This is a genomic window from Mesorhizobium sp. M7A.F.Ca.ET.027.02.1.1, from assembly GCF_004022985.1.
Lineage (GTDB): Bacteria > Pseudomonadota > Alphaproteobacteria > Rhizobiales > Rhizobiaceae > Mesorhizobium.
Window position 1 is genome coordinate 1 of the sequence record NZ_RZOL01000807.1, and the last position, 1,023, is coordinate 1,023.

The following is a 1,023-nucleotide window of genomic DNA, read 5'->3' on the forward strand; positions in this document are numbered from 1 at the left end:
GGATGAGGAAGAGGATGGAGAGAAGTAAAGTGATCAGCGGGGCGATAGCGCGGCTCGGGGTGGTCGTTCCAAACGAACAATTGTCGAAGTCGGCGCCGCCCCTCATCGCCCTGCCGGGCACTTCTCCCCGTATAGTGACGGGGAGAAGGAGGCTGGCCGCAACCTCGGCGTCCGTCTTGCAACCATGGTGATTGGCGAAACCGGCGATGGCGGCGCCCCTCTCCCCGTCACTGTACGGGGAGAGGATGCCGGCAGGCAGGTGAGGGGCAGCGCCAACGCTCGATCTCTTCATCAAATCAATTCCCCGCCTGTTGCTGCGGCAGCAAATAACCGGTGGTCGACCGGGCGAGCACGAGATAGCGCGCGGCGACGGCCTTGACCTCGTCTGTCGTGACCTTGCGGATGCGGTCCGTCCACTGCTGGACGTCCTGCACATTGCCGCCGGTGGCCAGCGTCGAGCCGTAGATGTTAGCCATGGAATCCTGCTTGTCGCGGGCAAAGGTCATCGACCTGACATAGCGGTCCTTGGCCTTTTCCAGCTCCGATGGCGTGACGCCGTCCTTGACGATGCGCACCACTTCGGCATCGACCGCCGCTTCGACGTCGGAGATTTTGGCATCCCCGCGCGGCGCGCCATAGACGGTGAAGTTGGTGTCGTCGAGCATCGTACCCTGGAAAAAGGCGCCGGCGCTGGATGCGATACCTTGCTGGACGACGAGCGCCTGGTAGAGCCGGCTGCGATTGCCGCCGCCAAGGATCTCCGCCAAGAGGTCGAGCGCTTCCGCCTCGCCCGGCTTGCCTGTGTGATAGGACGGCACCACCCATTGGGTGGAAAAGCTCGGCACGCTGACGCGGGCATCGGCGAGCGTCACCGTGCGCTTGGTGTTCTGCTCCGGCTCGACCGGACGGATGCGCGGCGGCAGATCGGGGCCGCGCGCCACCTTGCCATAGGTCTTTTCGGCCAGCGCCCGCACCGTATCCGGTTCGACATCGCCGGCAACGATCAGCACCGCGTTGTTGGGC

The 1,023-nt window shown here is 64.7% G+C and carries 2 protein-coding genes; both read right to left on the minus strand.

The genetic code is table 11. The features are described from left to right. Positions 1-292, minus strand: a 292-nt coding sequence (locus EN749_RS38405) for a hypothetical protein (protein WP_245491592.1), incomplete at its 3' end; no start/stop codon positions are given. Positions 293-296: 4 nt separating this feature from the next. Continuing rightward, positions 297-1,023 (minus strand): pitrilysin family protein (locus tag EN749_RS36305; RefSeq protein ID WP_145991199.1); only part of this gene is annotated, 727 nt, incomplete at its 5' end.